Here is a 23638-nt window from a genome sequence, read left to right as displayed (position 1 = left end):
TGGACCTCGGGTGGGGCGAAGGAGCGGTTATCGAGGGTTCGGAGGGGTGCCCCTGCCGCCCTAGGTCTTCTCCTTGGTCGCCGGTGCACCCAGCGCATCGATGCGGGTGTTGCTCCCGGTCATCACGTCGCCGAATTGCTTGACGGTGAGGCCGTTCAGCTCCTCGGCAGTGTCGTACTCCTTGACCAGCGCCCGCAGTTCGGTCTGAGTCACCGCGAAAACGGCCTGAAGGTCGACCACCGTCTTGGTCGTCTCGCCCTGCAGGCCGGACGATTCCTCCGCGGGCACCAGAATCCTGCGATACACCTCGGCCTTCGCGAAGGCGCCTGGGCGCGGATTGATCTCATTGAGAACGTTGACAACGGTCTGCAACGGCCCGTTCCCGCCGGCTATCGGAGCGATCGATTCCAGCACGTTCGCGAAGTAGAGGATCGCTTCGGTGCTGACCGCGACCGCACCCGCACGCCCGCCCTGCCCGTCGAACGGCTTGCGGTTCAGACCTTCGACGGCGTGCATCGGCTTCTCGCGGTAATTCCGGTCCGGATTGAATTCCTCGGGCGGTTCGACCTGCTCCCGCGCGTCCTTCTGCCGGTGTTCGAAGACCAGTTCCTTCCAGCGGCCCGGCTCGGTCTGCGACCTGTACCAGTCGTAGGCGGCAAGCTCCTCCGCTGTGTACTTGCTCCGGTCGATCCCACCGAGCATCTGCAGATCGGAGCTGCGGGCGCCGGTGTGGCGGTGAGCCTGATCCTCGATGATCTTCGTGACCACCGCGCGAGTCCAGCTGTCTCCCTCGGCGGGATGGCCTTTCTGCGCGTCGTAGGTCCGGAACAGGTCGATCTCGTCGGCAGCCTCGATGCTTGGGCGGTCCAGGTCGATGCTCATGTTTCCCGATCTCTACGTGCGGTGTCGTGGCCCTCGCCGAGGAGCCTGCGGAACGGTGCGGCGAAGGCCAACGTCAGGACCAGCGGGCGGCGTTGCTGCGCTCCGTCGCCCCGTAGTTGTCGGAGACGCTGGTCAGGGTCAGCCGCGCGCGCTCCAGGAAGGCGTTCATCTGCTTGGCGGACTGGTCCCAGCGTCGCTTCGTGTCCTGATAGATCGTCTTGACCTCTTCGCTCTCCCAGGCGTCCAGGTTGCGCTCGACGTTGTTCTCCAGCTCGTCGAGAGCCTGGTTGATCCGCTGGTTGATCCGGGCCACGTCGTCAAGAACGGCGTCGGCTTGGGCGAAGTTGAAGGTGAAGTTGGACAAGGTGATGACCTCTCTGCGAGGTAGGGATCAGAAACCGGGCAGCGCGGAGTTGAGGGAGCTGGTGTACGTCGACGCCTCGTCCTCGCCCCGGGAATAGCCCGCGAGGGTCGCCTCCATCTGGGTCTGCATTTCCTGCAACGCGCGGATCACCTCGTTGAACGACTGGCCCCACGAGTCCATCGCGCTCTGGAAGCCCATCGCCGCCTGGCCCGTCCACGAGGCCATCAGGATGTCGACCTGACCATCGACGTTCTGGTTGGCCGAGCTGAACTCACTGGCTTTCGCCGCGAACTCCTGCGCCGCGGCACGCATGCCCTCTTCGGTGGTGGAGATGTTCCTCGATGCCACAGTCATGCTCCTCGGTAGACAGACGTCAGCAGCGTCGCCGGGACCGGTCAGCGACGCAGCGGCAAGTGTGCGGCGACGCGTCGATGGTCTGCCAACTCCCCGCGCAAGGCATGCACCAACGTCCGTCGAAATTGCACGCGGATCCGTCCGAGCCGTTGCGGCACACGAAAGCGCATGCAGAGCCGCTGCACGAACGGCCCTTCCTGCGGCCGGTCCCTTCCGTCCGGGCCAAGCCCGGCATTCACTTGGCGCCGCAGGAAGGGAGCCGCCGGCGATGGACTTCACCACCCGAATCGAGAGCCTGTTCCAGGAGTACGAGCGCCAGCGCAGCAGCCTCGGCGAGATGCAGCAGAAGATGCGTGCCATCTCGGCGACCGCGACGTCGCAGCGCCGTGAGGTCGCCGTCACCGTCGGGCAGAACGGTGTGCTGACCGACGTCCAGTTCCCTACCAGCGCCTACAAGCGGATGACGCCCGCCGAGCTCCGGTCGGCCCTGCTGGCCGCCTACGGCGACGCCAAGGAGCAGGCCATGGCTCAGGCCACGGACGTGCTCAAGCCCCTCCTCCCGGACGGAATGGATGCGGGTGCGCTGGTCCGCGGCACCGCCGGACCCGAGGCTTACTTCCCGGCCGAGCCGCGCATGACCACCAGCGTGCGAGAGATGCTCGGCATCCGCCGGGAACAGCGATGACCCAATTCAACACCGAGATCTACGTCGATCCGGACGGCGTGACCTCGACCGGCGCCAGGTATGGCGAGCACGCCCGGACCTACGAAAGCTATCTGGCGTACGTCCAGAATCTGCGCGTGCAGTACGGCGGCAGCTGGGGCGACGACGAGATAGGCAAGGAGTTCGGTGCCAGCTTCAACGGGGGCATGGACGCCGTGGAGCAGATCGTCAAGGCTGCCATCAGTCTGATCCGGTACACGTCCGACGGCCTCCTAACCGGCGGCCGGGAGTACCGGACCGCCGACGAGAATGCCCGTGAGGCCGGCCTGCTGCTGGCCCGCCAGGCAGACCAGCACCTGACCACCGAGGGCACGCCGGCCGGCACGGTGGCCTCCAGCCTGCCGTCCGGATCGTTTGCGATGCCGCCGACCCCGGCCCTGCCCGCGACACTCGCCGCCACCCTGCCTTCCGGAGCCGCCGCCACCGAGCAGACCCCGGCCCTGCCCGCGACACTCGCCGTCGACGAATCCGGCCGGCCGATCCCCGCCCCCGCGACGTCACCCGTCGAGCCGGCCACCTGGCACCTCACCGCGTCCACCCCGGGTTTCTCCGCCTACGACGCGAGCGACCTGTCCAGCGCGAAGGTCGACGGACGACCAATGTCGGAGGGAGAGCGCCTCGTCGCCTTCGTCCCGCTGCCCGACGGCACCGTGCAGGTCGACGCAAACCTCTACGAGACCCTCACGCCAGTCACCAGCGGGGTGGTGACCGGTCCCGACGGACAGCCGATCGACCCCGACGGACGGTGCTTCTTCGTCGTCCGCGACGCCTCCGAGGTGGATCCCTCCGCCCCCGGATACCGGCCGCTGCACGTCTCGTTCCCGGCCGGTGGCAACCGGCCGGCCGCCTGACCCGCCGAGGTCGGAAGCGCCGTGCCCGATTTCCACATTCCCAACGATCCCGAGTGGCAGTGGGTCTACGACCTGATCCTCTACACCGTCGGTGAGGAGTTCCCGGAGGCCGATCCGACAGCGCTGCGGGCGATGTCGCAGGAACTGCTGACCGCCGGCGGCCTTCTGCTGAGCAAGGTGGACTCGACCGCCTCGCTGAGCACGGCCCTGCAGAGCAGCCTGGACGGGCCGGCCGCGGAGGCGTTCGCCGGATTCGCCGTGAACATCACCAACGGCCTGCCGATGGGTGGCGACATCACCACGATGCTCGCCGGCGCGGCCGACGACTTCGCCCTCGACTCCGAGGCTACACAGTACGGCATCGTCATCGCCGCCTTCACCATCGTGGTGGAGATCGCGTTCGCCATGGCCACCGGCTTCGGCGCCGCGGCCGTCCCGGGCCTCATCAAGATCGGTCAGCAGATCGTCCGGCAGCTGCTCGACCTGTTCAAGGACCGGCTGCGCAACCGGCTCGTCCGAATCGGCATCGACGCCATCCAAGAGGGCGTCCAGGAGATGCTGGAGCAGACTCTCGCTCACGTCGTGCAGATCGTCGAGAACAAACGCACCTCGGTCGACGGCAAGGAAGTCCTGATGGCCGGCGCCGCCGGCGCTGCGATCGGCGGTTTCGTCTCCGCCGGCATGGGCCTGATCAACAAGTGGTTCCCGAACCTCAACCACCACCTGTTCACCCGGGAAGTCCTCGCGGCCAAGCTGGAGATGGTCGGCGAGGGTCTCCTCATGCTGGCGCTGACCGGCAACTTCAACCCGTTCGCCACCTTCGTCTCGAGCCTGGTGACCGGTTACTCGATCACGAGGATGGACCTCTGGGCCGACGGCGTGGTGGCGGACATGCAGCGCCGGCATCGGGAGGCAGGAGGCGCAGACATTCCGCCGCCGTACAGCCCGGTGGATCCCTTACGCGACAGCTCGGCGGACCCGCCGCCGCCGTACAGCCCCACCGACCCCTTGGCCGGCCGCCCGGCCGGTGCGCCGCCGTCCGACGGCCCCGCCACCGGCAACGCCGGCTCCCCGGCTGCAGCGCCCGCCATCGGCTCCCCTTCGCCGGCCCCCGATACCAGCGGCTCCGCCACGCCGGCAACCGGCGGCTCCGCCACGCCGGCAACCAGCGGCTCGACCGCCCCCGCTGGCGGAGGCTCTACTGCCCCCACCGCCGGCGGGCCGACGTCGACGGACGCGCCGGTCGCCGCGGCGCCTCCCCGCGGCAATGACAGCACGCCGGCCTCGACCACCCCGTCCGCTCCGGCCACCGGCAGTCCCGCGCCCACGGCCTCCACCTCGAGCAACATCGCACCATCAGGGCCTACCTCGAACAACAGCACCTCGCCCACGACGAGCGGCCCGAACCCCACCACGGGCACACCAGCCCTTGCCGCCGACAGCGGTACACCCGCATCCGACCGGAACACACCAACCGGCACCGGTTCGACCAGCCCGAACGCCGACGATCACGCCGGCCGCTCCGCCCCCACTGCACCGAGCTCTGGCGTGGCCGGACGCAGCGAGTTCGCGGCAGGGCTGTCCGCACCGACAGTTCACGCGGTGGGCCTGCCAGACCTGGACACCGCGCACCGTCAACCCGCCGAAACCGCCTCCACCCCGCAGGCCGGGATACCACCCCTGTCCGCCGCTCCCCCCACGACCACAAGCGGCGCGGCCGGCGGCCCCACCCTGACCACAAGCAGCGCCGTCAACCCGACAACGCCCGCCAGCACGACTTCGAACAGCACGGCAGCCACCGACCAGACGGCCACCACCGTCGGGACAAGCCGTCGGAGCGGCCGCGCCCCGACACCCACACCACCACCGGCGACGCAGGCGCTACTGCCCGACGGCCTCACGCTGATGACGAACCCGCCCCAGCCGACAGTTTCTCCAGCGGCGGCCACAATGGGCGGACTGCCGGGCCTGGAGCCCGTCGAGCTCTCTGCCGCCCTGGACGGGTCAAGCCCTGACCGACCGGATCCACGCGTGGCAACGGCCGCCTTCCGCGTCGAGACCGTCGTTGCGGATGCCGTCGATCAGCCCCAAGAGTCCACAGTCCTCGACGGTATGCGCCACGCCCCAGAGCCTGCTGGGAGGGCAAGGAGCCGCGCAGATCTCCTTGTCGCCCTGAAGGAGGTGGTTGATGCGGTCTCCGATCGCCACCGTGCGGACGACCCGGAGATCTGCCTGATCTTGTTGGATGGGCTACGGGAGAAGCTGCATTCCCGTGGTGTGCGGGCGACCGGGACGCGCGACGACCTGGAGATCGGGACCCGACGCGGCCGGGAACGCTTCGGAGGCGTGGACGGGTGGACCCGCGTCGGCTCCTGGCGGCAGGTACTCGACCAGGTACGCCGGGCGGGCCCGGGAGCGACGGCCTACCTGCACCTGCGGCGGTTGCGGGGGCCGGGACACGCGTTCGCGATTCACCTGCTTGACGACGGCGAGCTCGTCTTCGTCGATCTGCGGGCGGATCCGTCGATGAAGCCGGAACAGTGGCTCACCACGGTGGTGGACGACGAGGTCGATCTCGTCGGTCGACGGGTTGGTCCGGCCGAGTCCCCGTTCGACACCTCCGCGCTGGTGGTGGCCGGAGACGGGCAGGTACGGCCGTTCACGCCCACGCTCGACTCCGGATCGACGGCGCTGGCGATGGTCGACCCGCCCACGAGCAGGCGGTACGGCCGCGGCGGCGCCGAATTCGAGCTGCACAGCGGTTATCTCCGGTTCCCACACAACGTCGACCCGGACTCTCTGGAGTGGATCGCCCGGCATGACGCGCAGGGCCTCGCCGTGACGCTGGACGCCGGTCTGTTCCGAGAAATGGCAGACGGATCACGGCAGCAGAATCGCATCGACTTTCCCGTCTCTCAGGCTGTTCGTTCAATCCAGAAGGACATCCTGGAGGTCGTCAACGATCGGGATCCGTTTGCCGTACTGCCCGGCGAGACCGGCCCGTCGTCGCAGGCTGCCTTCGACGTGGTACGCCACCTGCTCAATCGCATCGAACTGCGATCGGCAGCGATACCCGGCACGGGTGACCGACTTCGCACGGTGCCGCTGCGGGACATCTTCACCGATCGGCATGGTTGGAGGTTGAATGCGGCGGCATTGAATGCGGAATACGTTCCTACGTACCCCGGTGGGATTCCCGATCTTCAGATGCACTACACGTTCGGCGTTCCACTGCGGGCGCTGAAGCCCTTCATTGCCGGTGTCGCCGCCGGCACGTTCGTCACTGCCCAGCAGAGCATGATGGTACGCGAGTACGCCGAGGATGCCGTCGCCTTCTCCGAGGCCGTCGCGGACCGGCTGTCGCAGCGCCACCGGTTCTCCGCAGCGGACCGTGCGGAGATCGAGGGTGTCCTCGCGCTTGCCTACGTCCAGGTGGCCGCCGTGGCCATGACAACCACCATGAGAATTTCCGGGAAGTCGTACGCCGCAGTGGTCTCGCGGACGCCTATGCACGTGGTACGCCAAGGGCTGAGCGATCGGGCTCGTGCTCTCCTGGGCCGCAACGCGGCCGACATCCACTACATGTTCGAAACAGTCTTCCTGGCACGCTTCCCGGACTTCGCCGCCGCTTACGAGGATTACACCGGAATTCGGCAGGACGTGCGGCCGCTGGGCGTCGCCGGCGCCCGCAACTATCTCGACAACGTGTTGCTCGATGCCTCCGCTGTAACTCCGGTCAACCAAGGAAGCATGCTCGGCGTCAACTCGCAGATTCCGAACCTTGACCGCTCCCGCCCGGGCCGGCCGCCGCTGGTGCCGATCGAGGTACGGGCCTTCGGCCAGTACATGATGACGATGCTGCAGGCGGAGGACGGGTACCGGCGTCTGGAGAGTTTGGTCCGGCAGGCCGTCGCGGAGGCCGAGGGTATGACAGTGCCGGTGGTCCGGTTCCCGCCGGGCGGCACGCCGCCGTCAGCTGGTCCATCGGGGCGCCATCCCATCGGCCATGTGCCTTACTTCGGCGGCACTCCGCCATACGGCAGCCCGCCGTGGTACGTCAGCGGCACCGAGTCCACCTCGGCCGACAAGAACGTCGGCCTGGCGTACTGGTCCGGCACGCCGGAGGAATTCGACGTCCGGTACGGCTGGCTGACGACCGTCAACGATGGCGGCCGAAGCCAGGCCTCGGGCACCACGGACGTCGGCTGGCTCCGCAACTGCTTGCTGACCGCTATCGCCACTCACATGGGCGTACAGGATCCCGACAACCGGTACGAGGCGCCGCCAGTGGAGCTGCCCGCCGACGTACCGGGAATGCCCACCAACGACCTCGTCACCTACGCCAACGACACCCGGGCAGAGACAGTCGAACGCCAGCAACCACGGCGATTGGCCGAGGTGACGTCGCTCGACGAGGTGGCGGAGGCGATCGATGCCGCCGGACCGGGCGCGCACGGGTTCGTCGTGGTCAGTCCGGGCCACGTGTTCAACGTCTTCCGAGACGAATTTGGCGTGATCTTCGCCGACGGTCAGACAGGGCGGCCTGCGGCGTTGCCCAACGGAAGCACAGGGCTCTTCTTTATCCCGGTCGGCCCGGTTGAGGTTCCACCGGTGGGCAGAACGGTATCTTCCGACAGCGTCGAAGGAGCGCCACACGACTCAGAGACGTCCTCTTCGCCAGTCCTGTGGTCGGAAGAGGTACGTGATGAGGACGCTTTCGAAGTCCTGGCTAAACGGCTCAGTCCGTTGGCGGACTTTCTGCGGGGATTGGAGCCGGCAGCAGGGGCGGACATCGACCTGGTGATCGTGGCGGCCTCGACGCCCGAGCGGGTCTGGTTGGCGGTCCGTGTCCCGGGTCGGGACGAGCCGGTGAACCTGGGGCCGGCTCACGCCGGGAGGTCCGTTCTCGACCCGTCGCTGGCCGTCGTGGCCGTGCTCCGGGCCCGATCGAAGGACCATCTGAACGACGCTGTCGCCTTCGCACAGTTGCATGCGGAGCTGTGGGCCCACTCGCTGCGTGCTGGCAACTCGGAGTTCGTCAGGAGGTTCGCCAAGTTTGCTGTCGGGCACCAGATCACCGACGCGCCGATGACAGCGAGCGTCCCGCAATTCGTCGAGGCGATGGCGGCCCATTCGAGTCGGACCTGGGCTGAGGCAGCAGACCCGGTGACCGACCTGGATCCTGAGATCGACATGCTCGATCTGTCGGACGCCGACGAATATCTACACGCCGTCTCGGACAGCGCGCTCAAGGACTCGGCGATGACCTGGGCGCACTACCAGGTGGCCCTGGATCACCAGCGCCCGCTGTCAACCGGCGGGACGTCTGGTCCCACCCAGCAACGGCAGTTGCGGTTCATGGAGGACCTGGCCACCCTGATCGCGGCGAGCAGCCTCCGCGACGGCCGGGGTACCGCCGCTGAGCTCTCATTGACTTTGGGTCGCACCTACGGCACGCTTCGCAACTTCACTCCCTACACCCCGGCGGCATCCGAGCGCGTCAACACCGACGTGTCGCTGGACAGGATCGTCGAGCTCATCAGGCCACTGCAGAAATATGCCGAGGCGGCACAGGGTATTTCGGCACGCGACATCGAACTCGTACTGATGGCAGCACCGTCCCGTATCGCAGCTGCCGATACCCCCTTCAGCGCGGGACACGTCGTCGTGGCCTTCAGACTCCCCAACGGCGAACGGGTCACCCTCGGGTTCTACCCCGACAAGGGCCTGCTGGGCGCTCCCGGCACCATCAAGGACGACAGCGCCTACATCGCGGCCCCCAAGACACGGGTTCTCGGCAGGTACGACACCGACGTGGAAGGCCTAACCGCGGCATACCTATACGCCCTTGAACGGTCCCAGACCGACTACCACCTACTGACGGACAACTGTGTGGTCTTCGCCGTCGAACTGGTCTCAAGAGCGGTAAAGCAGAGCCTCCTCGACGCGCCAGTCACCACACCGGACAGCTTGATCGCGACGCTCGGCAGGAACACCGACTGGTCCTGGGCTGACGGCACGACCGGCACCATAGACCTGGACCAGCGGCACCAGGATGGGCTCCTCGCTGCGAGGCGACACCTCGACCTCCTCGGCTCGCGAACCTCGGCCTTTGCCGACGCGTTGGCCTGGGCGCAGTTCCAGATCGCCATCGACCACCAGCGCCCCATAATCACCCACACCCCCACCCCTCACCAGGCTCGGCAACTCACGTTGCTCGACGCCTTCCTGACAATGGTGGCGGCCGCCTACGACACCGATGGCAGAACAGCGGCGACCACCCTGTCCCGCCAACTCGGCACCGTACATCGCACCCTGCGCGATCCTGGCCTCGCCGACCGGCTTCTGGTGACCGAGCCACCGACCTCCCCCCAACCAACCGACGAAGACAGCACCTCGACCTCCACAGCAGGTCAAGAGCCACTCCCCCTGGCCGAAACAACCGACCAGACCACCACGGGTGAAGTCCTCTTCGACGCGGGCACCGCATTCGACGACCCAACTGCCGCGGACCTGCGCCGAAACTTGTGGCCGTTCACGACGCCCGCACAGCCCCTGGACCGTGCTGCCCTCGGCACGGCCGTCGAACTGATCACAGCAACGTCACCCGGCAACGACCCCAACGCCTGCCTCAACCGTCTCATCGTCCTCCGCGACGAGCTATTTCCCTTCATCCGTCGCACCAGCACCCGTGACGACTCCGCAATTGGCACTGAGAAGGCCGACAACCCGTTCGGCGCCAGCACAGCGTGGGCCCGGACCGAGAACTGGAAGTCGTTGCTGCCGGCGATGAGCGAGCTACCCGCCGGCTCGATCGCTTTCGTTCTCCTGCACACCCTCAACACGGGCAAGCGTCGCGCCGGCGCTGACCTGGGACATGCCGTCGCGTTGTACAACCTTGCCGCGGACCCGACCGCTGCGAGTCCTGTCACCACTGTGCTTGTCGACCTCAATCCGGAAGGTGATGGCGCGTATATCACCGACGTCGACAGTGCGGCCGACCGGCCGGACGGCCCCCTGGCCGGGCCGACGAGGCCGGCGATCGAGACCCGCGCACTCATCGTCGACAACACCGGGACCGTCCGCGACGTTGTCCCCGCAGTCGAAGCCTCCGCGTCCCAGGTCCAAGCCCTCATCGACCCACCGACAAGCCGGAGGTACGGCGGCTCGGGCATCGAGGCCGAATTCACCGAAATCATGCACCTGTTCGGCGTCCCCGACCCCGCCAGACAACGCGGTCGAGACCTGGTTGTCTGGAAGACGCCCGACAAGGCGACCGGATTCAAGATCACGGTCGAGACGAAGGTCTACTATCCGGGCGCCGACGGCATGCTCTACCGCACTAAAGAGCAGGCGATCGCTGCGGGCGGCACTGGCGAGGGGGAGACCACAGCCATCCCGGAGTTCGTCAGCGGCGTGCTGGCCGACCACCCGCTCGAGAACGGCCGGCTGCGGCCCAGCCCGGTCTGGGACCACCTGGAGCGGTTGGAGCGACAGCTCGCAGATCTTCCCGGCGATCAGGGATCGGACAATCCCGAGACCGACCTCGAAGACCTCTTCACCGCCGAGGGCTTCCACGTTACCGAACTCGGTAAGGCCACGACGATCGGCAAGCGTCCGATCGGCGACTGGAACGGTGCCCATTTCCACACGACGATCGGCGTCGTCCAGAGCGGCCTTTACGACCTACTCGACCATGTTGCCAAAAGGACGTGGCGGAACGTCGGATTGGGATACAACACCCAGGCACACCTGCTCGACGCTCTGACACTGGGCAGGGAGACAGCGGCGCGGTACTTCGCCGTCCGCGAGCTGGGCAAGGAGACGCTGTGGGGCATATCCGACGACGTCAGCGCGTCGCTGCCCGTCCCTTTCCACGACCGGTCGGTAGCCATCGTCGCCGGCCACGTCGCACTGCTCGCATCGAACGCCGCAGCCCTCGCGGAGATGCAGGTGCACGACGGACTAGGAAAGGAACTCCTGGCGGTTGCCTCCCGGGTGACCCTGCACGACGCCTTGCTCAACATAGATACGGACATACAAGAATATCTCAGGAGCGACGTCGAATTCATCTGGCGGCGGTTCGAGCAGCTATTTCGCAACCGGGTTTCCGGTTTCGATAGCCGCCTACGCTCCACACGCAATCTCCCTGGCGACCAGGCCATCAACCTCAGGACCGTCAGGTACACGCCATCTCGGATCGGAGGCGAAAGCGCTGCGGAAACCGAAAAGCACGCCCGGTCAATTTATTTCTATCTCCAAAGCGGCCTGATCCGAAGTGCCGAAAGAATCGATCAGTACCGCAGCGTCAATGTCGGGACCACGCTTGAGGATCTGGACTGGGAGATCGCCGAGGCTCTGGTGGTGTTGGAGATCCGCTCGTACGGACAGCGGCATGCGTCGGTCCGAACCGCCCGAGAGGATCACGAGCGTCTCGTCGGTGTGGCCGTCAACGCCTACGACCGCGAGCAGTCCTGGCCCGGCGGACCGGAAGTCGAAAGAGAGACGACGCAGGCCAAGCACCGCGCCGAGGAGGTACTGAACGCACAGCGCAGACCGAGGCTCAGGCGTCCCGGAGGAGTCCTGCCGCCAGCAGCCCCGCCGCCGTCAGCCTCGCTGCCACCACCCCCGGCTGGAGAGACGGCACCACGACGCCAGCTAGCGCAACCCCCGGCTGCGCCGGAACCGCCCGTGGTGCCGCAGGATCGGCACACCGGACAGGACGCGACGCTCGGGAACACTCAGGGGCCGGCCGTACTGACCGACGAGGACCGTGCAGCGGCCGACAGCTTCGACAGGTGGCTGGAGAAACGACCTGAGGATTCCGATGCGCCTGCCCATTTGCTGGCTGCCATCAGAATTGTTCGCGATGTCGGGTTGCCTCTCCGACCTCCTCTTGAGGACGGCACTGCCTCGCACGGGTCGCGGGTGGTCTCCGTTGTCGCTCACCATCTGAGCAACCACCCTGACGACACGGAGGGCGCGCGCGGCATCGCGATCAGGTTGGCCGTCGGCCATCCACGCACCGGCAGCCTGGGCGGCGGCAGCAGTCGTCGCGACGTCCGGCCGCCAGGGACATTGGTGAATCCTCGCGACGAGCTTTCCACAACCGCGACGGACATCACCGCCAGCATGGACTTCCAGCGTCCCTCCACGTCGGCAAGCGCTGCGGGTATGTCCGGCGCGCCGTTCACGACGGCGATGGTCACCTCGGACTACGTCGATATGTATCTCGGCTCCCTCCGACCTCTATCCGCCGGTGTCGTGGAGCAGCCGATGTCGGTGGCCTTCGCAAGAAGGCAGAAGGCTCTGACCGCGAATGCGCGGCAGCACGTAGGTGCACTGGCGCACCAAATCGTTCGGAACGCGGCGCGGGCCTGGTTCGCCCGTGGGGTCCGCACCCGCGTGGTGGTCGAAGGTGGCGGCAACAACGCACAGTCAGCGGCCAGCGGCCAGCGCGCGCAGGTGGTGTCGGAGGCCCTGGAGGACGCCACCAGAAAGCTCGTGAACGACGTCCAAGAGCTTCGGCCGAACGATGCCACCTTGCCGGACGATCTCATTGAACTGAAGCAGCGGGACAGAGGCAGCAACCGCTTCTCCGGGCACCCCGGTATGGCCGGTCACTATCTCGACACCGCGCAGCGCAGGCAGGTCTTGATCTGGACGGTCGACGCCACGCTGCCCGGCTCCCAGGCTCAGGCCGTGATCGACCGACCGACGAGCCGAGAGTACGGCGACTCCCGCATCGAGGGCGACACTGTTGCGTCCCCGCCGCCCGGCCACCCCAGCGGCGGCATCCGACCGGAACAGTCTCACGTGACCGTGCCCCGGCACCACAATCCCGCAGCCGAGCCACTGCTGGAAGCGCTACATCGTGCTCAGCAGGACCCCGCGCCGACGCATCCCGACGATCAGCATTACGGACCGGACCTGTTCGGCCTCCTGGAGGGGGCACCACCGCCGGACTTCCTGAAGGACGTCTCGTATCAGGACCTGCACACCGAGCAACTGCATGCCTTCTTCTCACAACTCGACCTGGCCGTGCCGGCGGTACCTCGTCCCAACGCCTTGCATCCGGACCGGCTAGCGTCCTATCCCGATACCGTCTGGGTCGACGAGCGCGACGAGGACCGCCAGGACTGGTCACCGGACAGTTCAGCGGTGCCCGAGCACCGACAGCGCCTCCATCCCTCGACGGAGATGCCGAAACTGCTACACAGCATCTGGCTCGGCGGCCCACTTGCCGGCCAGGGCGCGCCCGACGAGTTCCGGCGAAATGTGCAGAAGATGGCAGACCAGGCCCAAGAGCAGGGCTTCAAGGTCAACCTCTGGACCGACGTCAGCCGCGAGGAGTTCGCTGCGGCGGAACGGTCCGGGTCCGTTCAGTCGACAGATGATCCGGAGGGTGCTCGCCTCGATCAGGTCCGCGACATGCTCCGCTGGGCACGAAAGCACCATGTTCGGCTGCTCAACGTTGACGAGATGTTCCACGCCGATCTGGACATGCCGCTGATCCGCGAGTCCCGCATGGAGCGGAACAAACAACAGGGCCGGGGCTACGCGGCGGCGAGCGACAACCTGCGGGTAGTGATTCTGGCCCTGTTCGGCGGCGTCTACACCGACGGCGACAACTCGTTCGGGCGCCACAGGCCGGGCCGTGAACCTCAGTGGTTAGCGGACTTCACACGGCACTTCCACGATCGAGGCTTTGCCTTTCACCACGGCGGCGGCGGTAACGTCGGCAACTCAGCGATTCTCGCCGCGCGAAACCATCCTGCCCTATGGCTTCTCGTGGACCAGTTGCAGGGAAACTACGCCAAGACGCAGTTCCAGCTCCTGGGTCGCCCAGGCGACCGGACTCGCGAGTTTAGCGAGATTTTGACCAAGAACCCTGTCCTGCGTGCCCGGCGGCACTCGGTGATGGGCCGTACTGGTCCGGATAATTTGGTGCCCTTTGCCAAATCTGCTGGCTTCGCCGGAGGGGTCGCCAGCCTGCCCAGGCTGTCGGGGATCAGGATGGGGCACGCGAACAGTTGGCTGAGCTGGGAGCCGTTCGCGGCACACCGGCAGTACAACAAGGACGAGACCGAGCGGATCGTGCTGCCACGGGTCGCTGCGACCCTGGTCCGCAGCTTGTACAACCGGGACGGAGACCTCCATCTGACGGCGGTGGCGTCGGTGATCGACGGAACGCCAGACCCGGAGGCCTCCTGGGAGGCGGTGGTCGAGTTCATTCTTCAGCAACCAGACCTCGCGGCTCGACTACGGACAGTGACATACCGGACAATGGTGCCGGCGACGCTCGGCGGAGAAGTCGCCGAAGTTGAGGTCCCGCTACCGGCCATCGTGAAGCTCTGGCTCGGCATGAACGACCAGGTCAACGACGAGACGTGGTGGCTGGGCGAACTGATGCGCCCGACGCGAGGCAAGGGCTATGCCACGCCCTCCTCTGAGGCGAGGGCGCCGGCCCCGGCCGCCTCCGAAACCTCCCCCCGGGCCGTTCGATCCCATCAGGGATCTGCCGATCGGGGCCGCTTCGATTCTGGGTACTCCGGCGCGATCGATCCGGAACGACGATTTGTCCCGGCGGACTCGACACGACTGCGAGAGGAGGCGGATGCTGCTGCCTACCCGCCCACCGCCGCACTCACCGTCTCCCCGTCCCGGGCGGTTGCCGCTGTTGTCGGAACACTCCCGGCTTGGGACGGTGTGACGCCGGACTGCGTGCCGCGGGTCGTATCCGCCCTGATCCACCTGGGCGGCAACGCACGCACCCGCGACGACGGTGCCACCGATGCCTCGGCGATCGCCGCCGCGCTGGGCGCGGAACAGTTCCAGCCGGCTTCCCTCGGCACGCTGACGCATCTGCAGCCGGGCGCCATCACCGCCGTCCGGGTCCACCGACCGAACGACCCCATGCACGTCGTGCTGGTCGAGCGTCTGACGAACGGCGACCTCGTCCTGATCGAGACCCAGGAGAGCGACAGCCGACGGTACGCCCGCATCGACCCGACGCTCCGCGAGGTCAACCCAGCCCTCACCGGCCCGATCCTGATGCCGGTGACTGCCACGGGGCAGCTCGCCCAACTGGATCCCGACCGAGGGTTGGTGCCCCACGGCGCTGTCACCGCCGACGGGACGCTTGATGCGCTGCTCGACCCGTCCGCGTCCCCGCGTCCCGGTATGCGTCGGTCGGAAAGGGCCACGAGGAACTGGAGGCAGGCGCAACCAGAGTCGGGCCAGCGGTACAAAGGGCTGGACGAGGCCCAGCAGCCCACCGAGTTCACCCTGAGATCCGTGGCGGCCAATCCCCTCTGGGATCGTTCGGGCCGACGCTACGGCGTTTCATTCGCCACCAACCTGTCGACCGAATTCCTTGCTCCGTGGTTCAGGCGCGGCTCCCCCCGCGACATGACCATGTGGGAGGTGGGCGCCGGGACCAGCGGGCTGGACGGCCGTTCGATGAGTGTGACGCCGCCGTGGGTCTCGGACGGCGAGACGGTCGTAGTCGCGGTGCATGGCGATTCGACCGAAGCGGAGCTGGAGCGGCAGGGCGGCGAGACTGTGCTGATCAACGGGCGGACCCTGGCCGATGTGGTGATCGAGGAGGGCTTCCTCGTCGGCCGCTACGAGGCGGGCGTCCGGTCGGTCACCCTCATCTCGTGTGACTTTGGCGCGTTGACACGGCGAGGCGGCGGTGCCCATGACTTCTGGGCCCGGCTGCGCGAGCGCGGTTACGATGTCCGGGTCTACGCGACCTCGACGGCGTCGTACGTGACACGCGATGAGGTCGATAGCGACGATGCCAGCGACGTCTTGATCGACCCGCCTGACCTGGGGGTGCACCACGGCGGGCATTGGAACGTCTTCGGCGGCTTGCTTCCCGCGCACGAGGACGCGATCGTCAAAGAACTGACCGCGGCCTACCACCAGAACTGGGCCTACGCGCCGGCGAGAGCCACGAGCACCCCGATCCCGCTGTCCGATCGCCGCGAGACACTCGCTCGGGTGCGGGCCGCTGTCGATACGCTCGCCGCAGCGCTTGACCGCGATGGCGTCCTGGATCTGGCGGCTGTCGAGCCGGCGGTCCGCAGCCACGCACGGCCCGACCTGATCTGGCGGGCCGCGCTGCAGGGCCTGACCGAGTCGGAGGTGGACGACCGTATCCGATTCGTCCGCGACCTGTACGAGGCGCCGGACGGCTGGCGGGCCATCCACCTGCCCGCACCGGCGCGGCGTGCGTTCACGGTCGTCGGGCACGCCACGTCTCACGGCTCTGTGGTGGTCAGACCAGCCCACCGCAACGAACTCGACGGGGACCAGGTCTTGCACAGCGGCGCGGCGCGGCGTGAGCCGCCTCCCGTGACGGTCACGTTCGCACACCGGCACTCCTCGGCGGCCGACGTGCCCCGTTCGCAGGATCTGATGGCGCTCGCGCAGTGGCTGATAGACGTGGCTGCGGTAGCCCGGGCGTCGAACGGGCCACTGCCGACCGTGGCAATCACCGGGTACGGCAACGGAAGCTTCGGGTTCCGCCGCGAGGAGACGGCTCAACGGACCGGGCTCGCTCGGGCCGAGGCAGTCCACGCGGTCCTCAGCGGGGAGTTGGTGGCTGCCGGCCTCGACCCCGAAACGGTCACCAACATGCTGCCTCCAGCCATGATGTCGGGCGAGTTGAGCGAGCACAGAGGACAGGGCAGCCGCAACGTCGTGGTCACCGTCCTCCCGGCAGAGCCGGCTCGCCAGGAGTCCGGATCGGTGCACCCCGCCACCAGGCCAGGTGCCGATGGACCTCGGGGCGGTGCCGGCTCGGGCGGCGATCAGCGGCGCGGCGGCGCTCGTGACAGCTCAGGCAGGGGCGACCGGAGCCCATCGGTGGTGGACGGGTCGGATGGTCACCGCAGCCAGGCCGGGCGGGGTGGCGTCCAGCTCGCCGCGGCGGGTACCCGTGCGGTGCCGCTGTGGCCGGTGTCGCCGCCGGCACGTCGGCCCGGTGCCGTGCGGCGTGGGCGGCTGGTGCTGCCTCGGATCGGCGCGCGACCGCAGGACAGCGGTCCGGTGCCGGTGCAGCGGCGGATGTCGGCCGAGCGTGCGCGCTGGCGTCGCAATGCCCGCGTCGGTCGGGCAGGGCGCCTGGGCACGTCGTACCGCCTCGGCGGTCAGGACCCGGCGACGCAGCAGCTGTGGGGCCCGGTGCCGCGCCAGATCATCCAGGTTTACATGTACCGGTCGGGCGGGCAGCCGGCCGGGGTGCAGGGATCCGCGGGACCGACGCTGGAGCAGCGGTCGGCGGCCCTTGCCGCACGGTTGCGGTCCTCGGCGGACCGGGTCGCCCTGTCGCGGCGTTCGCCGGTCGGCCCGCCTCATCCGTTGATCGGGCCGGATCTGTTCAATACGCGGCGACCGCCGGCCCCATGGCCGGGCATGCCTTCGATTGACGTTCGCCAGGTGCGGACGTCGCAGGTTCAGGCGCTCTTCGAGCAATTCGACCTGCGTAACGTCTGGCCGCCGCATGCCGGCCTGACGGTCGACCATCTGGAGTCCCGGGGGCAGAGCGTGTGGAGCGAGCCGCCTCAGCCAGGCCGGCAGTATCCGCACCTACCGGGTCAGTTGGCACAGTGGCGGCAGAATCTCGACAACCAGAACGCTCCGATGGAGTTGTCGACGACCGCGTTCGCAATCTGGTTGGGCGGTCCGTTCGCTGGGCCCCGCGTTCAGGCGCGGCGAATCAACCTGGCCGACCTCGCCCGTCAGGTCGGCCCGCAAGGCTGGCGTGTCGCGCTCTTCACCGATGTGCCACGGGTCCTGTTCGAGCAGGCCCGCCAGCGGCCCGACGATTTTCCGCATATCCACGAGATGCTGGGATGGGCGACACAAGCGAACGTGACGCTCCTCAACGTGTACGAGATCTTCGGCCACGGCTCCTCGCTCTGGGACACCGAGTTCTTCATGCTGGAGATGAACAGGCAGACGACGCTCGGCTACGTGGCGGCCAGCGATATCCTTCGCCTTCACCTGCTGTGGAACTTCGGCGGCATCTACATCGATTCGGACAATCGTCTCCTCCACCTCGGCCCATTCCACGCCCTGTTCACCTCGTCCGGATTCGGAATGCGGACGAACAACGATCTGATGATGGCCGCCCGGGCTCACCCCTTCGCGAGCAACTACATCACCAGCGTCGGCGAAGGTTACTCGTTGACCCAGCCGCAGCTGTACCAGCGGGAGGCAACCAACTACGACAACGTCTGGGCGCAGACGTCCGCGCAGCACAGTCGTGAGCTGGTCCTGGGGCACCGGGCACATCGCCGGTACTCGGTGCACGCCCGCACCGGCCCACAGAACCTCGTGCCGGTCACCCGGCGGATGGGGTATGGCCTCGACCGGCCGGTCGCGGCGATCGGGCCGAGCATCGTCACCGCCGGCGCCGAGAACACCTGGCTCCACCCCGGCCGCTCACCTCTGCTTCCCCAGCGCCGGTACGGGGCTGCCGAGGTCGACGTGGTGCTGCAACGGGTCGTCGCGACCCTGTTGCGCGAGTTGCGCAACCGCGAGGGGGATCTGCACCTGACCGCTGTGGCGTCGGTGATCGCAGGGCTACCGGATCCGGACGCGGCCTGGCACGCCATCCTGACCTTCATCCTCGAGCGTCCCGAGGTGAGAGGAACGATCCGCACCGTCACCCACCGGACGATGTATGCGACCGGGCGGCCGGCGGAGACCGCCGTGGATCAGGTGCCTCCTGCCGTCGTGCACAGATTGGGCGTGTACACCGACGGCGGCGGGCACTGGCGCCTGGCCGAGTTCACCAGCCCGGTGCCCGACCCCACCGCCTCGCAAGGCCCGGGCGCTCCGAGTGGCTGGGGCGGCTCGGGCGGTAATGGCTCCTGGGACGTCGTGGGGCAGTCGTCCGCCACGTGGTCCACCGCCGGCGGTGCCACGCTCGGCGCGCCGGTCGCGGGATACACCCCGGATGGCCATCCTCTGCCGCCGGGTTGGCACGCCGGGAGGCAGACGTGATGGAGTTCGATGACGCCGCCGAGACAGCCTGCGAGATCCTGATCGTGCGGTCCGGCGCCGACAGTCTGTCCGCGGTACGCGCGACAGCCGCTATCCTGCGCAGCCAACCGGAACGCACGACCGTGCTGACCACCTCGGCAGCCACTCCCGCTGCCCGTCCCGGGGCTCCCCCACCACCGGGTAGCGGACTGGCGCAGGGCTGGCCGGGGCCGCGGAGGCGGGCAGCGGAGGACGGCCCTGCCCGAGTAGCAGGTTCAACCCACGACGGCGCCCGGGCGATCACATGCCTCCGCCTGTGGGGCGGCCAGGCTGATGGCGACGATCACCGGAGGTCGGAGCGGTGATCGCCCGGGCGTCACACCCCCGGTCAGTACGCCCGGAAGGACTGGAACCTCTCAGGCGTGAAGGTCCGGCGCTCTCTTGCTCATGGTGATGCCTCCTGTGGTCTGCTGTGGGGACGGTCGGTCCGGAGCCTGGACGACCCGACCAGGCACGCCGTAACTTTCGCTCGGTGGGTTTTCGCAGACCACCCAGATCAGCCGTGATGATGTAGGCAGATTTCGATGGCCAGCGCGCTGAACTCCGGGGTTCGGCATCCGTTATGCGGTTCCCCACCCACGTCGCCGCACCGCGACGAGCCGCCTGACAGTGCCCGGCGTCGCCGACGACTCCGGCCGTCACTGCGACGGCCAACCCATCCCGCGGAGCTTCGGCATCTCGACGATGCCGGTTGCGAGCGCCTCGCTGATCTCCCTCAGGGCCACTTGTTGATCTCGGGTAAGGCGGTCGAACAGCAGTGATCGCACCTGCTCGACGTGACCGCCGGCGGCCTGCCGGACCTTGTCCATGCCCTCGTCGGTGAGTTCCGCGAGCTGACCTCGGGCATCCGAGGTGGAGGGTGCCCGGCGGACCCAGCCGCTGCGCACCAGTCGGTCGACCGCGTGACTCAGCCGACTGCGGTCGAACACACACGCGGCTGCGAGGTCGGCCATCCGCATCGAGCGCCCTGGGGCCTGGGAGAGCCGGGTGAGGATCTCGTAATAGGCGAACGAGAGATCCGCGTCCTGCTTCAGGTCCCGCTCCAACCGGTCAAACAGCAGACGACTGGCCAGCAGGAAGCTGCGCCACGTCCGCTGCTCCTCCTCGTCCAGCCACCGGATCTCCGTCATGAAGTGCCCTCACAAAGTAGTTGAAGTTTCAGCGACTCATGCTACCGTAAACCTCGATGATGAAATTTCAACTACTTGTGAGAGGGGCTCTCAATGGGTCGTCTGGAAGGCAAGGTTGCCGTCGTCACCGGTGCGGCCGGTGTCCTCGGCTTCGCAGGAGTGCGCGCCATGGCGGCAGAGGGTGCGCGGGTCGTGATGATGGACCTGTCTCCGACCGTTCACGAGCGAGCAAAGGAGCTCACCGAAAACGGCTTCGACGTCACGCCGTACACCGGTGACGTGAGCGTCGAGGCGCACATCGCCGCCGCCGTCGCGCTCGCCACCGAGACCTATGGGCGGCTCGACGTGCTGTGGAGTAACGCCGGGTTGGTGAGCGCCGACTGGGTTCTCCAGGACTCCGACGTGCTGGGCATCAGCCGTGACTACCTGTTGCGGACCATCGAGGTGAACACCGGCAGCGTCTTCCTCGGCAGCAAGTACGCCGTTCCCGCGATGGCCGAGTCCGGTGGCGGATCGATCATCAACACATCATCGATCCAGGCCGCAGGTGGTGACCTGGCGTTGATCGCCTACGGCACGAGCAAAGCGGCGATCAACTACCTGACCCAGTCGGTAGCCACGTCCTTCGGTCATCTCGGCATCCGCAGCAACGCGTTGGCTCCTGGGCTGATCCCGCCCATGCCGCCGAGCGCCGGCGGGAACCACCGGCTCGAGGAGGTGTCGCCGACCCAACTGATCCTGAACTCCCAGATGCTCAAGGACTTCGGGGAACCAGCTGACGTCGCCAACGCGGTCGTGTTCCTCGCATCGGACGAGTCGAAGTTCATCACAGGCCAGCTGATCTACGTCGACGGCGGAGTGACCGGTCACCTGCCGACGCTCTCCGATCGTCGCCGGCTGGCCGACGTCTGAGTAGGCAATCCATCACAGTAGGGAGACCGTTCCCTGCGGTGCTGCCGCTGCCGAACGGATTCTCGCCCGAGGGCATCGCGATCTCCGGCAAGGAGGCGTGGTAGCGATTCACCTGCCGTAGGGCCGGCGTCCCCTTCCGTGACAGCGGCTGGTTGGCCGCTGCCGCGGGCCAGCAGTGCTCGACCAACGGTTGGCTGCCGCCCGCTGTCCGCTCCATCCATGGACAGCCGGCGACACCGCCGGAGCCATCTCCTCAGGAAAGAGAGCCACCATGTCCCACAACGTCAATCTCGCCATCGTCTACTACTCCTCGACGGGCACCGGCACAGCGATCGCCACCGAAATGGCTCATGCGGCGGAGGCAGCCGGCGCGGAGGTTCGAATCCGTAAGGCCGCCGAGCTGGCACCCCAGGCCGCGATCGACTCAAACCCAATCTGGGCCGCCCACCACGCCGCGACGGCCGACGTGCCGGCTCCCAGCGCCGACGATCTGATCTGGGCGGACGCGGTCATCTTCGGATCACCCACCCGGTTCGGGAACATCACCGCCCAGCTGAAGCAGTTCATCGACACGCTGTCGGGGCCGTGGCAGGCGAACCATCTGTCGGACAAGGTCTACAGCGGCTTCACCTCTACCGGCACCCGGCACGGCGGACACGAAACCACGCTGCTCGCCCTCTACAACAGCATCCACCACTTCGGCGGCATCATCGTCCCGCCCGGATACACCGACCCGATCAAGTACGTCGACGGCAACCCCTACGGCACCTCACACCACGCCGTGTTCGGCCCCGACCTCGGCTCCATCGACGACGACACCCGCAACGCCGCCCGCCACCAGGCCGAGCGGGTCGTGCGTATCGCCGGCGCCCTCAAGCGGGGCAATGCGGTCTGACATACGGCACCGCCAACCGCCAAACCCCACCAGCAGGTGGCAGGCCGTGCCTACGCCCTCACTGAACACCGTGAGCATGGATACGGCTACCTTGCCGATCTGGTCGACCCGGTGGGGCCAGCAAACACCCGGGTAGAGCCCATGCGGGAGGGCTCTACCCGGGTGTTGTATCCGGAAGCGGGTGTTCGTTCAGCGCGCCGGGGATGCCCCTGTCGGCGGCCACCCGGCGGCGGGCGCCTCAGCGGTGCTGCCTGTCGCGTATCTCGCGGCCACAGCGTCAGGCTCGGTATGTGATGCGCAACAGGCGGTCGTCGGTGCCGTTGGACGTGGTGATGTAGAGGGCGCCGTCCGGGCCGGTGCGTACGCCGCGCAGGCGGCCGTAGGCGTCGTTGAGCTCGGTGGGCAGCGCCAGGTCGACAACCTTCTCGCCAGCGTCGTCGAGCTGGAACAGCAGTGTCTTCTGTCCGCGCAGCGCGACCACGGCCAGCCGGCCGTTCAACGGGCCCCACTGCGTACCGTCGAGAAACGCGGCCCCGGACGGCGCCTCGGTCGAGGTCGCTCCGGAGGTCCACAGCGGGAGAACGGCGTCGGGAAAGCGGTCGCGGTCGGTCATCGGGACACTTTCGTCGTACGTCTGGACGGTACCGCCACGTGCGGGATCCCAGCCGTAGTTACCGCCGGGCTGGATGCGGTTCATCTCGTCGAAGCCGCTGGGCCCGTGCTCGGCGGTGAACACCTGGCCGGAGCCGGGACGCACGGCGACGCCCTGAATGTTGCGATGGCCGTAGCTGTAGATGCGCCGCTCGTTGGCGTCGGACGATGACGCGAACGGGTTGTCCGGCAGGCCCTCACCGGTGTGCAGGTCGAGACGCAGCACCTTGCCGCCCAGGCTACGTCGGTCCTGGGGGTGCGAGGGCCGGGCCACGTCGCCGGTGCCGACCAGGAGCGCCCCGTCTGCGGCGATCGTCGGGCGGCAGCCGGAGTGCCGGCCGGTGCTGATCGGGAGCCCGGTGAGCAGGTCGCGTACCCGGGTGGCGCTTGTCGCGTCCGGCGACAGGCGCCAGGTGACCAGGCGTACGTCCACCGGCTGACCACCGTCCTGGTGTGTCTGGCAGGTGGTGAACTCACGGGTCCGGTCGAAGTCGGGATGAATCACCAGGCCCATCAGGCCGCCCTCGCCGCTGACGAACACATCGGTGAGGTCGGCCCGCACGTCGCCGGCCGTGCCGCCGTCGACGATGCGGAAACTGGCGGGCCGTTCGGTGAGCAGGATGCGGCCGTCGGGCAGAAAGCCGATGTCCCATGGGTGTTCCAGGCCGGCCACGACGTTCTCCACGGCCAGGCCAGCGGCTCGGGGCTGGGGCTTCACATCGGCGGCTTCCGGCGTGCCGCTCGAACATCCGGCCACGAGGCCGGCGGCCAGGAACGCGGTCAGTGACCGACGCCAATGCGTGATCGTCACGGTTT

Annotated in this window: 10 protein-coding genes; 5 read left to right on the top strand and 5 right to left on the bottom strand. The window is 67.8% G+C overall.

Annotated elements, in window-relative coordinates; genetic code table 11:
• Positions 1 to 60: 60 nt before the first annotated feature.
• The 3 genes from F4558_RS06800 to F4558_RS06790 all read right to left on the bottom strand — a co-directional run bounded on the left by F4558_RS06800 (position 61) and on the right by F4558_RS06790 (position 1600).
• On the bottom strand, positions 61 to 882 hold the full coding sequence (locus tag F4558_RS06800) for a hypothetical protein (RefSeq protein WP_053656476.1): 822 nt from the start codon (positions 880 to 882) through the stop codon (positions 61 to 63).
• A 73-nt stretch (positions 883 to 955) separates the two neighbouring features.
• Positions 956 to 1246, bottom strand: a complete 291-nt coding sequence (locus F4558_RS06795) for a WXG100 family type VII secretion target (RefSeq protein WP_053656475.1) — start codon at positions 1244 to 1246, stop codon at positions 956 to 958.
• Positions 1247 to 1273: 27 nt separating this feature from the next.
• A complete protein-coding gene (locus F4558_RS06790) occupies positions 1274 to 1600 on the bottom strand; it encodes a WXG100 family type VII secretion target (RefSeq protein ID WP_082377503.1) in 327 nt (108 codons plus the stop codon).
• A 268-nt stretch (positions 1601 to 1868) separates the two neighbouring features.
• Between F4558_RS06790 and F4558_RS06785 the strand changes: the two genes are divergently transcribed.
• The 3 genes from F4558_RS06785 to F4558_RS06775 are packed head-to-tail and all read left to right on the top strand — an operon-like array spanning position 1869 to position 19195.
• Complete coding sequence (locus F4558_RS06785) at positions 1869 to 2285, top strand: YbaB/EbfC family nucleoid-associated protein (protein WP_053656473.1); 417 nt, start codon at positions 1869 to 1871, stop codon at positions 2283 to 2285.
• Positions 2282 to 3175 (top strand): WXG100 family type VII secretion target, encoded by an 894-nt coding sequence (locus tag F4558_RS06780; RefSeq protein ID WP_053656471.1) that lies wholly within the window; start codon positions 2282 to 2284, stop codon positions 3173 to 3175. The genes F4558_RS06785 and F4558_RS06780 overlap by 4 nt, the downstream gene beginning before the upstream one ends.
• A 21-nt stretch (positions 3176 to 3196) precedes the next feature.
• Complete coding sequence (locus F4558_RS06775) at positions 3197 to 19195, top strand: toxin glutamine deamidase domain-containing protein (RefSeq protein WP_053656469.1); 15999 nt, start codon at positions 3197 to 3199, stop codon at positions 19193 to 19195.
• A gap of 677 nt (positions 19196 to 19872) precedes the next feature.
• Here the strand turns inward: F4558_RS06775 and F4558_RS06770 are convergent.
• Positions 19873 to 20364 (bottom strand): MarR family winged helix-turn-helix transcriptional regulator, encoded by a 492-nt coding sequence (locus F4558_RS06770; protein ID WP_053656467.1) that lies wholly within the window; start codon positions 20362 to 20364, stop codon positions 19873 to 19875.
• Between the two features lie 93 nt (positions 20365 to 20457).
• Between F4558_RS06770 and F4558_RS06765 the strand changes: the two genes are divergently transcribed.
• Both F4558_RS06765 and F4558_RS06760 read left to right on the top strand, forming a co-directional pair.
• On the top strand, positions 20458 to 21276 hold the full coding sequence (locus F4558_RS06765; protein ID WP_167943536.1) for an SDR family NAD(P)-dependent oxidoreductase: 819 nt from the start codon (positions 20458 to 20460) through the stop codon (positions 21274 to 21276).
• 271 nt (positions 21277 to 21547) lie between these two features.
• Positions 21548 to 22171: a flavodoxin family protein gene (locus tag F4558_RS06760; RefSeq protein ID WP_053656457.1), complete on the top strand. Its 624-nt coding sequence runs from the start codon at positions 21548 to 21550 to the stop codon at positions 22169 to 22171.
• A 277-nt stretch (positions 22172 to 22448) separates the two neighbouring features.
• Here F4558_RS06760 and F4558_RS06755 read toward each other — a convergent pair whose 3' ends face one another.
• On the bottom strand, positions 22449 to 23633 hold the full coding sequence (locus tag F4558_RS06755; protein WP_157552596.1) for a PQQ-dependent sugar dehydrogenase: 1185 nt from the start codon (positions 23631 to 23633) through the stop codon (positions 22449 to 22451).
• Between the last annotated feature and the right edge of the window lie 5 nt (positions 23634 to 23638).

Source organism: Micromonospora profundi (assembly GCF_011927785.1).
In the GTDB taxonomy this organism is placed as follows: Bacteria; Actinomycetota; Actinomycetes; order Mycobacteriales; family Micromonosporaceae; genus Micromonospora; species Micromonospora profundi.
Note: the sequence above shows the minus strand (reverse complement) of the source record. Positions and strands in the feature narration are given on the sequence as shown.

What these genes read in the sequence shown, in the direction of transcription:
- F4558_RS06800 (WP_053656476.1), bottom strand. Translation starts at nt 882, where the DNA reads ATGAGCATCGACCTGGACCGCCCAAGCATCGAGGCTGCCGACGAGATC.
- F4558_RS06790 (WP_082377503.1), bottom strand. Translation starts at nt 1,600, where the DNA reads ATGACTGTGGCATCGAGGAACATCTCCACCACCGAAGAGGGCATGCGT.
- F4558_RS06785 (WP_053656473.1), top strand. Translation starts at nt 1,869, where the DNA reads ATGGACTTCACCACCCGAATCGAGAGCCTGTTCCAGGAGTACGAGCGC.
- F4558_RS06780 (WP_053656471.1), top strand. Translation starts at nt 2,282, where the DNA reads ATGACCCAATTCAACACCGAGATCTACGTCGATCCGGACGGCGTGACC.
- F4558_RS06770 (WP_053656467.1), bottom strand. Translation starts at nt 20,364, where the DNA reads ATGACGGAGATCCGGTGGCTGGACGAGGAGGAGCAGCGGACGTGGCGC.
- F4558_RS06765 (WP_167943536.1), top strand. Translation starts at nt 20,458, where the DNA reads ATGGGTCGTCTGGAAGGCAAGGTTGCCGTCGTCACCGGTGCGGCCGGT.
- F4558_RS06760 (WP_053656457.1), top strand. Translation starts at nt 21,548, where the DNA reads ATGTCCCACAACGTCAATCTCGCCATCGTCTACTACTCCTCGACGGGC.